We start from the raw sequence: 14,783 nt of genomic DNA, 5'->3' as shown, positions 1-14,783 counted from the left end.
CACTTGAAAACCTTTTTACGGATTCTGAATGGTTACAACGATTTTAACATATCAGCGGCTGCTTCATCAAGTCATGTAGGGCGAAATGGTGTGCAGCACCATTTCTGTGCATCGCGCAGCGTGTTACTGTTCACAGTGTGAACAGCAGCCAGTAAACAAGTACTTGTCAAAATCAGGCATAAGAGGATATAATTACAGCATAAGAAACTAATACAGATTGGGATGGTCTTATGCTAAATGAGAAATACAAAACAAACAAACCGCGAAAAGACAGACAGGTATGGTACAAGCTGGATCTATCTGCAAATGTATATCCCACTCTACAGAGAAAAAACTTTTCCTCTGTATTCAGGCTCTCATGCCTGCTTAAAGAAGAGGTAAGGCCGGATATCCTGCAGGAAGCGCTTGACAGGACCATACACCGTTTTCCTTCCTTCCATGTAGCCATAAGGAAAGGGCTGTTCTGGCGCTATCTGGAGCCAAACAGAAATCCCGGACCATTTGTTATGCCCGACATCATAAATCCCTGTATGCCGATGCCATTCAAATCAAAGCACCAGCATCTGATCAGAATTTATTATTATGACCGGAGAATCGCACTGGAAATATTCCATTCGGTTGCTGATGGCGGCGGGGGAATGTTCTTTTTAAAGACCCTGATTGCGGTCTACCTGAGGCTGCTTGGCCATGAAATTCCTGACACCTTTGGAGTTCTGGATATCAATGAGCCTCCCCACAGGGAAGAGCTCGAAGATGCCTATCTGCGGTATGCCAGTTCGAAGATCAGGCTGCCCAGAAGCCAGCAGAAAGCTTACCAGGTAAGCGGCACCAAAGAGCAGTTCCACACGCTCAACATCATCTGCGGAGTCATTCCCACAGACAAGATCCTGGCTGCAGCAAAAAGATATAAGGTGTCCCTGACGGAATATCTGAATGCCGTCCTGATTTATTCGCTTTTAGAAAAGCAGAAATCAGACGGGAATTTCCGGCTGAAGCCCGTTACGCTGGCGATACCAGTAAGCTTACGAAAATACTTTCCTTCCATGACGCTGAGGAATTTCATTGCCATGATTTATCCAACCGTGGATCCACGGTACGGAGATTATACATTTGAAGAGATTGTTGACCAGGTACATTTCTACATGCGGTATCATCTGAATGCAAAATACATGAATGCTTCCATCAGCACAAATATGAGTGCCACTCGAAATCTTTTCGTCAGAATTGTTCCTCTCTTTATAAAGGATTTTATATTAAAGAGGTATTACATGCGGATAGGTGACAAGCAGGCTTCTGCCGGACTGACGAATCTGGGCCCGCAGAGCGTCCCTGAAGAAATGAAGGAACATATCGAACGTTTTGACGTTCTCATGGGGCAGCCTTTTTCTGCCAAAACAAACTGCGCAGTCATTAGTTTCGGAAATGTCCTGACAGTTAATTTTGCAAGCAGCATAGTGGAAACTGATGTTGAGATGGTTTTTTTCAGAAAGCTTATATCTGACGGAATTCCAGTAAAAATCGAATCCAACAGAAATATGGAGGTGTTATAATGTCATACTGCGTCCACTGCGGAGTTGAGCTTGATCGTACGGAAGTTTCCTGCCCTCTTTGCAACACTCCCGTAAATAATCCGAACCAGCCAATAGATATAAACGGCAAACTCCCTTACCCGACCTTAAAGGGACAGGTCGATCCGGTAAAGAGAGGTGATTCCGCAATCCTTCTGACTGTCGTACTTCTTTCGACAGCAGTCGCATGCGGAGCTCTGAATCTCCTGGTATTTAAACAAGGGCTCTGGTCTCTGTATATAATCGGTCTGTGTGCACTTTTATGGGTATTTTTCATTCCTGTTCTTATATACAGCAGACTTTCCATATACCTGACCATATTATTCGACTGGGCTGCCGTGGCCCTGTACTGCTGGATCATCTATTACCAGTTTCCGGTCAACCACTGGTTCCTTAGGCTGGCCGTCCCCATCATTTCACTGCTGACGGCTTTTGTACTCATATTTACATTTGCAATCAGATATTTCAAAACATCCATCTTATCAACAGCCTTCCTGGTATTTGCAGAAATTGCCGGTCTGGGCGTTGGATTAGAAATTTTCATACGCATGTTCCTGAATCAGAAGATTCATATTACCTGGTCCGCTGTGGTACTGGTATGCTGCATCATAATCGACGGCATGCTCTTCACCATCCTCAAGCGTACTAGACTTCGAGAAGAGGTAAGAAGAAGGATGCATATATAATTACCAGATCAAGCAGGTTCAACTAAACCAGAGAGCCCGCCGCCATGAACGATTGTTCATGGCGGCGGGCTCTCTGTCTGTCATTCATGCTGACAGCATAGCAGTTCAATATCCTCTTTTGAAAGTGGTCTGCTGAAGAGATATCCCTGTCCATAATCGCAGTTGTGAAGCATCAGATAATCAAGCTGCTTCTCCGTTTCTATGCCTTCTGCAACGATTTCCAAAAGGAGGTCATGGGTCAGCTGTATAACGCTTTTCACGATCAGATCGACCTGATCCACATTCATCATATCCCAGATAAACTGCCTGTCCAGCTTCACCACGTCAATCGGAAGATTTTTCAGATAAGTAAAAGAAGAATATCCTGTACCAAAATCATCCAGCGCTATTTTTATCCCGATTCTCCTGATCTTCTCAAGTATCACAGCCGATTCCCTGATGTTTTCCATCAGAGCCGTTTCCGTGACCTCTATCTGCAAAAGGCTGCAGTCTATTCCGTATTCCTCAATCAGATCTTCGATACATTCAACGAGGCCTGTCTTGACAAGGCTTGACCCGGAAAGGTTTATGGATATCTTAAGATATCCCAAACCGTTTTCTTCCCATTCCTTCTTCTGCCTGCTGACGGTCCTTAAAACCCACTTGTCAATTTCATAAATCATACCTGTTTCTTCTGCCAGCGGTATAAATTCCACCGGCGAAACAAAGCCTTTAACAGGATGCTTCCACCTGATCAGCGCCTCAACCCCTACTATCTTTTTTTTGCCCAGGTTTTTTATTGGCTGATATAAAAGAATAAATTCCCCGTTATCCACAGCCTGCCTCAGTTCATTTGCAAGCTCGACTTTCCGGATATTCTTTTCCATGATTTCCGTTGAATAATAAGCGTGGCTGTCTTTCGTCTCTTTTTTGACTGCATACATAGCAGTATCCGCGTTCATCAGGAGCTTATTCATACTGATTCCGTCATCTGGGTATATGGTGATTCCGACACTGTAGGTAATGAAAAAATGGTGTCCGGAAATGCTCCATGGTTTCCTGATGTGATCCAGCAGCTGCGCAAGTTTTTCGTCTATCTCCTGTGTTGTTCCCGCATCAGCAAATATAACAGCGAATTCATCACCGCTTATTCTGAAAGCCATATCCGGCTTCCTGACCACCTTATCAATCACCCTGCTTATCTCTACCAGCAGTTCATCCCCTACATTATGGCCTAATGTATCATTGATGTTCTTGAAATTATCAACATCCAGATATAGTACGGCATACCTGCTCTGATCACAGCTATCGCCAATCCTTTGGACTTCCTTCTCCAATGCCCTTTTATTTGGAAGCCCTGTCAGGTAATCCGTGTAGGCAAGCCTGCTTAGATTCCCTTCCATTTCCAGAAGCTTCTCATGAGCTGTGTTCAGTTCCAGGTAATTCCGCCTGAACTTATCAATGATTTCCACAAAACTGAACATATTTCTGAGCACCATGCAGAAAACCAGAATCGTCGTCATTACTACGAACAGCCACCCTTTGTATATTTCATACCTTTCAAGCTCATCCAGATCAGTAACAAAAAAACGCAGCATCTTGCTTGAAAACAGTATCCAGAATATGCCCACGGTGCCATATGCCAGTGCAATTTTTACCGATACGAAAAAAGGTCTGAGCCTGCTGTTCTCATTCATATACGAGGTAATATCGGTGTCCGTCTTTATTATATTCTTAAACACGTTCATCATCACATTCTTTAATTTCCCTGACATACTTATCCCCGTATCTTTCTGCACTGAGCAATGGCTTCTTACTGATCATATTCCTATAGGATCACGATTGCACAGCTTTCTCATTCTTCTAAATATACAACTAAATATAGCATTTTTCAAATGCCGTGTAAATGGCTTGCAAGTCCAAAGCTGTTTATGATGTCTTTGAACTCAGCTGAATTCGCAAATCCAAGAAGTATTTCTTCTCTGCCAGTACCTTCCGCTATTCTTTTCAGATGGTAAGCAAGTCCTGATGGCTCCGCTTCTCTTCCCATAAAGGTTCTATAAAGCAATTCAACATAGGCTTCATCTGACAGATTCTTATTCCTAAATTCAGATGAGAATATAAAGTTCTGCGCTGCCTGCACCGGGGTTACCCTTCCGGCAAGAATTTCCCCTGCATGGTAATTCAGTCCGCCTGACTCTGCTTCTCTTCCCAATGCCTTGCTATACAGACGGTCCACATACATTGTGAGGAACGGGTTCTGATCTCTCGGCTCCGTAAGTGCAGTGTTACCTCTTTCGATTTCGCTGGATTCACAGATAGCAGTATATTCCTGTGATTCTACAAATCCTCTGAATACGTAAAGCCTCGAAACGCCATTGTCCAGGAAGTTTGTCCAGTATGATCTGCCGCCTTCATCCGAAGCACGTCCCATGAAGGTTTCATACAATACTTCGACGTAGTCGGCGTTGCTTAATCCCCGTCCTGTAAATTCAGGGCTGAACATGAATCCGTATCCTGCGTCAGCACCCGTCTTTTCTTTTGCTTTCAGGGATGTGGTGTAATAGCTGATCTCACTTTCTTCTGCAGTTCTGTCAAGTACTTTTTCATACAGTCTTTCAACGAACTCCCTTACCTTGTCTTCCCCGCGAAGTACCGTAAATATTTCATAAATTGAAGGGGTTGTACCCTCCGGCCATGTGAATTTCAATGAAAGGATGTCGGTTGCTGCTAACGGGAGATTAAATTCAGCACACGCCTGATCCATTGTTCCAAGCGTTATCTGTGAGACTTTGGTTCCGTCATAAACTTCCGCTGTTACAGTTGCATTTGTGATTTCTGATGCATCCTGAAGGATTGTAAGCTTTTCTACATTTGTATGATCAGAAAATCTGTATTCAAAATACGCTGAACCGTCCGATTCTGTTCCCGGACACCATACTGTTGAAACGTCGCCGTCAACAGTGCTTTCGTAGCTTCCACCAAGATTCCCTGAAAAGGAATTCCCGACAGTTTCTACCGTCTTGTTGATTGCAACCTCATTGATTCTCAAATATGCTTCAGTAGCAGATGTAATATAGATCCTCACATATCGTTCTGATTTGCCATGAAGGTTCTTGCTAATTGTATAAAAAGCTCCCTGATAGGATGCATCTCCTGCACTGTCAGAAACTGTCGCTATGGTTTCCCAAACCGTATTATCTGCAGACACCTGGATTTCGGCATCGTATAGTCTCGGTCTTCCGTCAGCTGTCGTGACCGTAACATCATAAACAGGTACTGAAGTTCCCAGATCGATTGTAATGTACTGCCCCTCTGCCTGATTTGCACTTGTCCATGCATAAGTTGAAACATCGCCATCGAATAGATTCGCCCACGCTCCCTCTTTTAAGGAAAGTGCCGTTGTGTCGCCCGCGGCGCCGCTCTTTCTGGTTTCACTCACTGCAGGACGGATTTCCATACGACCGGTAGTAACCGCAAAGCTTCTTGCAGTGAAAGCCGCATCTTCTGCTCCGAGATTGATCCATCTCGCATATCTTGCAGTTGAACCGTTTACGCTTTCACCTGCATCGGTCCAGATTACCCCGTTCTCCGAATACTGGACCGCAAGTGACCCGGCTGTTATTGCCGCATCTGCATTGATGGATGTTAAAGTTTCCACAGAAGGAAGTTTCATTCCAAGGTATTCGCCTGGTTTTAGTATCGCTTCCGTTACTCCGCTGATCGCATAAGTGTTATCCGTAACAGAAACTGCCTTGTATGCTAAATCCGGCTGGTTTGTATATATTTCTGCTTTCCCTGACCCCTGGTCTTTGTTGATTGCAAATTCACGGATAAAAGTCCAGTAATCATTTTTCTGGTATCCAACTTTTGTAAGCCTCATGCGCACATAACGTGCTTTGATATTAAGATCTGAAAGGCTGATTTTGTACTGCAGATCCTGCTGTCCAATACTGGTCCAGTTCTGTCCGTCTTCTGAATATTCAAGAGCTGCATAGTGGAAAATATCAATGTCCGAATCAGCCCTCCCTTGCAGGATATCGATTGTATTGACAGTAATAACCCTTCCCAGGTCAACGCCATAATAGTCTCCGGCCTTCTGAACTGTCTGGTAAGACCCGTATGTTGCTTCATCTTTGTCGAACAGTTTTGCTGACTGGAGATCATCTGTTTTGACCGCTCCCCCAAGGACTGCGTAAAAGCTGTTCGTAAATGCTGTGCTGTCCGGGTTCAGCAACGGAGTAATCATCTGTTTTGCGGCTGCAACTATTTTTGTCGCAAAAGGATAGATTCGTCTGCTGCCTCCTTTTGCAATAACTGTTTCTCCTGCAGCCGCACGATAGGTATATGCCGTTGAAAGTGCTTTTGATGCTATGCTCAGCTGCTGCCAGCCTCTTTCTGCATCTCCAGCCTGGAGAGCGATGACGCTTAGAAGACCTGACTGCGAAGCATGGACTCCATCCTTCAGGGATTTCAGCCATGGTTCGATTTCTGCAAGAAGAGCTGTGTTTTTACAGTTTGCACGCATCGTAGTGATTGCATTTAAAATATTGTCAAATTCTGCCAGAAGTTCTGCTGCTTCCTGGTCTGCTGCAAGAGGAGTTCCCATTGCAGCCTTGGCGAGTACGCTTTCAAGCCTGCTCCTGATATATTCCGATTCCGGAAATCCGGCTGCGATACGTCCCGAATTAGGGCAGTTTGATATGTTTCTTGCGATTGTCAGGTATTCCTGATAAACTTCCGGCTGCAGATACTTGAAGGACTCCTCCCAGACGGACTCTGCTTTTTCTTCATATCCGTTGTTATTCCACGTCAGCGCCGCCAGCTGAAAAAGCGCTGTTTTATTCGCTTCTGTATAGCGGCATGGATTTGATACAAGTCCTGAAAGTCCCGTTACGCTGTTTCTTGCGTAATAAGAAATGTTGCCCAGGAAAAGACCAGATGACGCATGTTCGTTAATCGGATAGTTTAGCCAGTACACCGGGCTGTGGTTTGTCCTCGATTTCAGAAAATCTACCGTGGACTGCGTGACTGGCGCGTTTACATCCGCTCCCGTCCAGTAGATGTCTATCGTATCATTCAGTCCCTGAAGCGCTGTCAGTTCAGTACCCGTGCCTGACCAGGCTTCATTATATCCCTGCGGGCAGTAGCTCATTCTTTCACAGCCGTTAGGTCTTAAGAATTCGTTATCCAGTTTATTGAGAAGACGTACAACCTCACTGTGGCTTCCCGCTCCAAAATCATCATTCAAAATATCGAATTTCCTGACCCCGGCATCATAAAGCTGCTGGAATTTCGCGAAAAGCTGTGTATACTGCGCGTTGAAATTCGTGTTATACTGCTCTGTTCCGACTGTATATCCGCTCAGGCTGTTGAAGAAATACGAAATATGTACCGACCAGGCATATTCGACCTTTGTCTGCTTCCCGATTTCCACCAGATGCGCAATCTCGGCCAGCTGGTCTGCAGGATAGAGAGCAGCGTTTTTGTGATAGCTGTCAGTTTTTGAAGCATAGACATAAGTATTCATCTTGTAGTCCCTGGCAAATCTCATCAGGCTCTCACGGCCAGCATAATCCCAGCTTCCGTAGAATCCCTCAATGAATCCCCTGGTCTCCATGGAGGCATGATCCTCAATCCTTGCTGTCAGAAATCTGTTTCCTGCAAATGAGGAGAACATCATCTGAAGCGTTGCTATCCCATAAAAGGCTGCTTCTGCATCGGCACCGATGATGGTAATTGCTCCGTTTTCTGCACTTATGGAATAGGCATCGATTCTACTGAATAAATTGACATCCCCCAATGTCACATGCTCAGTAAAATATTGTCTTGCCGTGCCTTCTGTTCCATTCGTACCAAGTAAAATATTAGTCCTGCCCTCAACGATCCCGTCCGTCACAGTAAAAGTGCGTCCATATTTCGTAAGGACTTCTGAAAGAAAATCTTTTGTATACTGGTCTATTCCCGGATCGCAGACTACATTCACGTCATCTGTAACCTGAAACTCTGTCGGTGCCGCATCATTGTCATATACAACTGACTGCGGCACCGGATACACTGCGTACCGGTTCCTTTCCGAAGAATAGCCCTCCTGCAGCACTGCTGCTGTGTCCGTATTCTGTGGCTCCTGGTAAGCGAATGCCGGTGCGCATGACGATAAAGCCATGACTGCAGCCAGAGCAAAACTTACCGCTGATTTCATTAATACCTTCATCTTTTCCTCCTGTACATTAAGTAGTTTTTCCCATTTATAGTTTCTATAACCTTTCCCACTAATATTATACATGAATCCGAATATTACTTCAAACCGGCTCAATCAAAGTCTTTCCTTTTTTTACACAAACGTTTTCCTTTCTACTAATTGCATTGTAAATATTTTCTATGTTATACTGGATTCACCACAGTGGTAGTCGGAGGCGGTTTACAGACCCAGACGCTGCTATCCGATATTATATTTAACAACACAACAGGAGGTATAAAATGCTTATCAACATACAAAGTAGCACCGCATCAGCGGCAATCAATTCTTTCGGGGCGGAACTGACATCCTTTAAAAATTCAGCAGGGAAGGAATTTATCTGGCAGGCAGACCCTGCTTTCTGGCCGAAACATTCGCCTGTACTCTTCCCGTCAATCGGCAATGTGCGCAATGGCAAAACCATGATTGAGGGAAAAGAATACGCAATTCCAAAACACGGTTTTGCAAGGGATTATGATTTTGAAATTGAAAAGGCCGGGGAGAGCGTGGCTGTATTCTCTCTGACATCCAACGACAACATGCTTAAGATGTACCCTTACAAATTCAAACTGACTATGACTTACTCCATTGAAGGAGAAACGTTGCGCCTGACCTATGACATTGCAAATCTTGACGACAGGGAGATGCCGTTTCAAATCGGCGCGCATCCGGGATTCAGCTGTCCACTCAACGAAGTAGAAGCCTTCGGGGACTATGCTCTCAAATTCGAGAAGCCGGAAACCGTGGACAGCCCTTTATATAATTTTGAAACATTGTCAATTGATCCCGACAGAACAGTTCGCTTCCTGAACGGCTCTGATACCCTCCCTCTTGATTACAGCATATTCGAAAACGATGCAGTGATTTTTGACGGACTTGAGTCAAAGAAAGTACAGCTCCTCAACCAGTCAACCGGAGAAGGTGTTGAAGTCAGCTATGATGGCTTTGAAGTTCTCGGATTCTGGACTCCGGTCAATCCGGGAGCTCCATTCCTCTGCATCGAGCCATGGAACGGCGGAGCCATCTACAGCGATGAAAGCGATGAATTCAGAACCAGGCGCCATACCCAGATAGCAGCTCCCGGAGCGACGAAAACTTATGCTTTGGAAATCAGGATTCTGTAGCAGAACGCTGACAAATCAGATGATGATAACATACGCGGCTCTGATCAGCTAATGAATCAGAAGACATAGACGCAGAAACAGCCGGAAAATCTCCCGGCTGTTTCTGCGTCATTTTTTTATAAAACCATATTCTGTTGCTATGTAACATTTCAGGGCAATGTCCTCGATTGCTACCTGCTAATCATTCTCATATCCATCAATAATAACCTCCAGACCGCCTGTCTGGGGATCCATAATCAGACCGTGTACCCTTATGTCACCAGGAATCATGGGATGTCTTTTGATCAGTTCCACACTCTCTCTGACCGATTCTTCAACGGAGTCAAACCCATGCAGCCATTTTTTTATATCAATTCCTGCATTTCCCAAGGTATCCATTACCTCAGGGGTTATGCCTCTCGCCGTGGCTTTTTTCAGTATCTCATCTGTATTGATGCTGCTCATCCCGCAGCCGTGATGGCCGACAACAAAAACCTCATCCGCCTGGAACTCGTAGACCGCAACTACAATACTCCTCATGATACTTCCAAACGGGTGCATAATTGTAGCACCTGCATTCTTGATCAGCTTTACATCGCCATTCCTGATGTTCATGGCTTTTGGAAGAAGCTCCGTAAGCCTGGTGTCCATGCATGAGAGAATAACCATCTTCTTATTCGGTTCCTTCGATGTGATATACTTGCAGTACTTCTTATCCTCAACAAATACCCTGTTGTGATCTAAAATCTCCTGTAATTTACTCATTCCTTTACCTCCCGGATTGTCTTCCAATGTACAGTTACTCCCAGCCTTTCCATATTTCAGGCCTATATCCTACAGTTGCCCTCTTTCCATCCCTTACGATTGGCGTTTTGAAAAGCTTAGGGTTCTCAAGAAGCTTTTCTTCCCTGTCCTCTTCTGCCAGATATTTAATCAGGACAAGCGTATCCTTATCCTTTGCCTTTTCGTCAATCAGCTTTTCATAGCCGCCAACAGCCTGTTTCACATTGTTGAACTCGCCTCTGCTCATTCCTTTCTGCGCCAGGTCAATCAGCTGATACTTTATTCCGCGTTCTTTAAAATAACGCTCTGCTTTCTTTGTATCGAAACATTTTGTTTTTCCAAATATCTGAATATTCAAATTTCAAACCTCCAGTCTGTCATGCTGTTGCTGTTTTCAGACCGTCATAAAGACCATAAAGTCCGGTTTCCCTGAATGGTATCTTATCAGCTTCCAGTTCTTCTGTTGTTACTTTGTATGTTTTTCTCCGTGTCTTAATCCACAGGGTGTATCCCATATCTTTCATGCTCATCCTGTAAAAATTGCTTTTGTAATCCAGACTGACTATCTCGTCATATCTGATGCTGAATAGTTTCCTGCCTACCCGCACTTCACAGGATTCTTCAGAAAACTCAGCCCCGCCATCCACGGTATAATCGCCGTATTTTTTTGACACTATGATTATGCCGGCTGCAAGAGTAATTAGCGGAATCAGATCCACAAACCAGCTGTCATATCCATTATTAGAAATTATCGCTGAAATCACCGCTCCCATTGCAAAAGAAACAAAACACAGAACTATGCTGTCCCTCTCCTGGTTTCTATCCTTGCACTTAAAATTCACTATTGTTTTCTCCATTTTTTCCTTCGCTTTCCTGTTGGCATTGCAATAAAATGGGCAGCTGTTGCAAGCCACCCATCCCTAAGTTCCTGTATAAGTATGCCTGCCGTCAGTCGTACATGCCGTGTTCAATTTCCTCAACGATCTTACTTGCAAATGCTGCCGCATTTTCCAGATCCCGTTTGTCAGGATGAAGCATCGCCTCATTGAAGTTCTTGATCATAAATTTGGCCTTTTCATCACCCGCATCGCGTTTCAGCATTTCCTCATACTTATTCCGGACCTGTATAGGCATTTTCCCCTGGCAGAGGAACATTCCAAGATATTCGTTGTCATCTGGAATGAAAGCGCTGACGCTTGCTTCTATTCCGGCATAATATTCTTTGTTCGATCCCATGCCGCAGGTTCCAAACAACGCAATCTTCTTCCCATGAATTTCATCAAGGCAGTCCATAACCTCCATGCTGCAGCTGCCGTGGTCAGCCCAGAACCCTATAAAATAGATTTCCGCATCATCCCCGCCTTCAAATGCTTCGATTTTCTGGATATCCTTCGAACTGTCTGCAATTGCCTCATAAATCTTCACTGCGACCTTTTCTGTATTGCCTGTACGGCTGGTAAACAATACCTTGTATTTTTTCATGCGAACCCTCCCTCTTATTTCGTGAATGTATTATGCCGCATCCGGCAGGAAGATGTCTTTACCACACATTTAAAAACCACATCTGCATCTTTTATACTGATTATAGCCCAAAACGGGCTTTTTTACAATCATGGCTGCCATTCCGGGCTATGTCCTTCCTGGCTGACCAGGATTCACGTTCAGCTCTTCTTAACGAATTCCGTCCTGCATTTCGGGCAGCGTACCATGATTTTCCCCTTGCCCTTCGGAATCCTGATCTTCTGCTTGCAGGACGGGCATTTATAGATATGATAGACCTTCCTCTGCTTCATCAGATTCATCCTGCTGATAAAATAATATTTGACCTTGTTATGGTATTTCATGTATTTCTGGTTCTCTTCATAGCGCCTGCAGGTGTTTTTCGAAAACACGCGGAAATATGAATAAAAAGCCAGCATAATGAACATCCAGTAAAAGAACTGGACTCCTGTGAATGATGACAACAGGACAAATACGAATGATACCGCCAGCAAAGTTTTTGACAGCTGGTCGACCCCATACCTTCCCTGCATAAATCTGATTAATTTTTCCTTCATTCCTTGTTTCCTCGCTTTCTTACAACTGTTTCTTCAAGCCAGGTTCTACAATCACTATATGGATGATTCCTGCTCTTCCCCGAATAATGAATTCGGGCCGAAATTCAACAATGTGTAGTTATTATATACGCATATAGTGGCAAATTTCAATTGATTTTTTACCATTTTTACAGGTTTTCCGGGTTTTTTTTCCTAATTGTTAAAAAAGAATTTCATCTATTAAAACCTCATAAAAATCGTATAATCTCAAGGTAAAGGATATATGAACAAAGTAATTTGGCAGTCTAAATGAAATTCTTATAATCAGCCAGATTCTTTTCCAGAAGCGCAGGTGTATCCAGTCCGTAAGGGCAGTGATTTTTGCAATGGTCGCAATGGATGCAGTCCTCGATCTTCTTCATCTTCGCCTTCCACTCATCATTCAGGTACACAGAAACAGGAGCTCTCCTGATCATCAGCGACATCCGTGCAGCGGTGGGGATATCGATGCCCGCAGGACATGGCAGGCAATAGCCGCAGCCTCTGCAGAACTCTCCGCCCAGTTCCTTCCTGTCCTTCTCTATAACAGACAGCAATTCTTCATTCATCACCGGCGGATTATCAATATAGGAAATGAACTCATCAAGTTCAGTCTCTTTCTGCACACCCCAGATAGGAAGCACATTATCAAACTGCGCCAGATATGCATAGGCGGCTGCAGAATTGGTAATGAGCCCTCCCGACAGCGCCTTCATGGCAATGAAGCCGATTTTCTTTTCCTTGCACTTTTGCACAAGCCCAATCTCTTCTTCAGTCGCGAGGTAGCTGAACGGGAACTGGATTGTCTCATAAAGCCCTGATTCTGCGGCCTCCATAGCAACCTTAATCCTGTGGTTCGTGATTCCGATATGGCGGATCATTCCTTTTTCCTTTGCTTCCAGCATGGCTTCATAAAGCCCGCTTCCATCACCTGGTTTCGGACAGAATGCCGGGTTGTGGAACTGGAAAACATCAAGATAATCCGTATTCATCATTTCAAGTGATGCATATAAATGCTGCCAGAATTCCTCCGCATTGGCAGACATTGTTTTTGATGCAAGATAGATCTTGTCCCTTACGTCGTCCAGTGCATATCCAATTTTTTTCTCGCTGTCCGTATAAAATCTGGCTGTATCGAAAAAATTGATTCCACTGTCGTAAGCTTTCCTCAAAATAAATTTTGCTTCCTCCATGCCGATTCGCTGGATCGGGAGCGCACCGAATCCGTTCTTATTCACAATGATCCCCGTGTTTCCTAATGTTATCTGACTCATATTGTTCTTCCTTTCTTTTATCTGAATCAGGTACTGTTCAGTACCTTTGTCCGCTGATTTTCTTCTATTGACTCTGATTATAGCGTTTTGCTCCTGTGTCATTCAAATCGCATCCTGATAACCGGACCGCTACTTCTGATTATACAACATTTTCAATTCACATGGCAATTTTCCTGGCTGTTTTCAACTATTGTCTCAATTTTATTTCTGTGCTATATTTTTATACGAAAGGTGGTTTTATTATGAACTATGATATCAAACTGATAGGTCTCGACCTTGATGGAACTGTATTCAATGACAACAAGCACATTACTGAACGCACCCTGAACGCATTCAGCAGTGCAATCGATAAAGGCGTCACCGTACTTCCCGCAACCGGAAGGCCATATCAGGGTCTTCCCACAGAATTCACCAGCATTCAGGGAATCAACTATGCAATCACCTCAAATGGCTCTTCCATCCGCGATTTAAGAAATGGAGAACTCATTTATGAGGATCTGATTACCCTTCCCGTGGCTTTAAAAGCACTCGAAATCATTTCAGACTTTGATTCCATGATGGAGGTATATATTGATGGCTGCGGCTATGCGTCCAGCTCATTTGTCAACCGTCTTGATGATTATATGCCTACTGCGTTTATCCCCTATTTTCACCAGACGAAGAAGCTTTTTAACGGAGATGCCCGTGATTATATCGTCGGCAGAAACAAACCGCTTGAAAAAATCAACCTTCTTTTCCGCGACATGTCTGAACGGGAAAAAGCCCTGCGGAAACTCCAGGAATTTTCTGACATATCAGTTACCTCTGCAATCTCAAATAATCTGGAACTTAATTCCGCAACGGCAAACAAAGGGAATGCCTTGCTTGCTTTAGGTGAAATCCTTGGAATCGCTCCGGAACAGATCATGGCCTGCGGCGACAGCCACAACGACTATGCCATGATCAAGGCAGCCGGTCTTGGCGTCGCTATGGGCAATGCCGTCCCGGAAATCAAGGCGATCTCTGATTACATCACGCTCTCCAATGAGGAAGACGGAGTAGCCTATGCAATTGAAAAATTTGTTCTCTAGACGAAAA

At 44.3% G+C, this 14,783-nt stretch carries 12 protein-coding genes; 4 read left to right on the top strand and 8 right to left on the bottom strand.

The features are described 5' to 3' along the window. Positions 1-230 precede the first annotated feature (230 nt). Together BJR36_RS06820 and BJR36_RS06815 are read left to right on the top strand one after the other, a co-directional pair. A complete protein-coding gene (locus tag BJR36_RS06820) occupies positions 231-1,550 on the top strand; it encodes a condensation domain-containing protein (RefSeq protein ID WP_091231944.1) in 1,320 nt (439 codons plus the stop codon). Beyond that, a complete protein-coding gene (locus BJR36_RS06815) occupies positions 1,550-2,254 on the top strand; it encodes a DUF6320 domain-containing protein (RefSeq protein ID WP_091231941.1) in 705 nt (234 codons plus the stop codon). Before BJR36_RS06820 ends, BJR36_RS06815 begins: the two co-directional genes overlap by 1 nt. An 80-nt stretch (positions 2,255-2,334) precedes the next feature. Here BJR36_RS06815 and BJR36_RS06810 read toward each other — a convergent pair whose 3' ends face one another. Beyond that, positions 2,335-4,008, bottom strand: coding sequence for a putative bifunctional diguanylate cyclase/phosphodiesterase (locus BJR36_RS06810; protein ID WP_091231939.1), 1,674 nt, complete (start codon positions 4,006-4,008; stop codon positions 2,335-2,337). A 116-nt stretch (positions 4,009-4,124) separates the two neighbouring features. Further along, positions 4,125-8,447 (bottom strand): beta-N-acetylglucosaminidase domain-containing protein, encoded by a 4,323-nt coding sequence (locus BJR36_RS06805; RefSeq protein ID WP_169823611.1) that lies wholly within the window; start codon positions 8,445-8,447, stop codon positions 4,125-4,127. Between the two features lie 266 nt (positions 8,448-8,713). Here BJR36_RS06805 and BJR36_RS06800 point away from each other — a divergent pair, with 266 nt between their 5' ends. Continuing rightward, positions 8,714-9,595, top strand: a complete 882-nt coding sequence (locus BJR36_RS06800; protein ID WP_091231934.1) for an aldose 1-epimerase family protein — start codon at positions 8,714-8,716, stop codon at positions 9,593-9,595. Between the two features lie 177 nt (positions 9,596-9,772). On the opposite strand, the gene BJR36_RS06795 is transcribed toward BJR36_RS06800, so the two are convergent. From BJR36_RS06795 to BJR36_RS06770, 6 genes are all read right to left on the bottom strand, one after another. Continuing rightward, complete coding sequence (locus tag BJR36_RS06795; RefSeq protein ID WP_091231931.1) at positions 9,773-10,339, bottom strand: beta-class carbonic anhydrase; 567 nt, start codon at positions 10,337-10,339, stop codon at positions 9,773-9,775. Between the two features lie 34 nt (positions 10,340-10,373). Next, entirely contained in the window at positions 10,374-10,715 is a 342-nt protein-coding gene (locus tag BJR36_RS06790) for an arsenate reductase family protein (protein ID WP_091231929.1), read from the bottom strand. A gap of 19 nt (positions 10,716-10,734) precedes the next feature. Then, the gene (locus tag BJR36_RS06785; RefSeq protein WP_091231926.1) at positions 10,735-11,214 is read right to left on the bottom strand and encodes a hypothetical protein; all 480 of its coding nucleotides are present in this window, start codon (positions 11,212-11,214) and stop codon (positions 10,735-10,737) included. A gap of 91 nt (positions 11,215-11,305) precedes the next feature. After that, complete coding sequence (bilS, locus tag BJR36_RS06780; protein WP_091231923.1) at positions 11,306-11,839, bottom strand: flavodoxin family protein BilS; 534 nt, start codon at positions 11,837-11,839, stop codon at positions 11,306-11,308. Positions 11,840-12,018: 179 nt separating this feature from the next. After that, positions 12,019-12,414 (bottom strand): zinc ribbon domain-containing protein, encoded by a 396-nt coding sequence (locus BJR36_RS06775; RefSeq protein ID WP_091231919.1) that lies wholly within the window; start codon positions 12,412-12,414, stop codon positions 12,019-12,021. Positions 12,415-12,698: 284 nt separating this feature from the next. Next, positions 12,699-13,706, bottom strand: a complete 1,008-nt coding sequence (locus BJR36_RS06770) for an aldo/keto reductase (protein ID WP_091232110.1) — start codon at positions 13,704-13,706, stop codon at positions 12,699-12,701. Positions 13,707-13,948: 242 nt separating this feature from the next. Between BJR36_RS06770 and BJR36_RS06765 the strand changes: the two genes are divergently transcribed. After that, positions 13,949-14,776, top strand: a complete 828-nt coding sequence (locus BJR36_RS06765) for a Cof-type HAD-IIB family hydrolase (RefSeq protein WP_169823610.1) — start codon at positions 13,949-13,951, stop codon at positions 14,774-14,776. The last annotated feature ends 7 nt before the right edge of the window (positions 14,777-14,783 follow it).

It is taken from the genome of Anaerobium acetethylicum (genome assembly GCF_900096945.1).
Taxonomy (GTDB): domain Bacteria; phylum Bacillota; class Clostridia; order Lachnospirales; family Lachnospiraceae; genus Anaerobium; species Anaerobium acetethylicum.
Note: the sequence above shows the minus strand (reverse complement) of the source record. Positions and strands in the feature narration are given on the sequence as shown.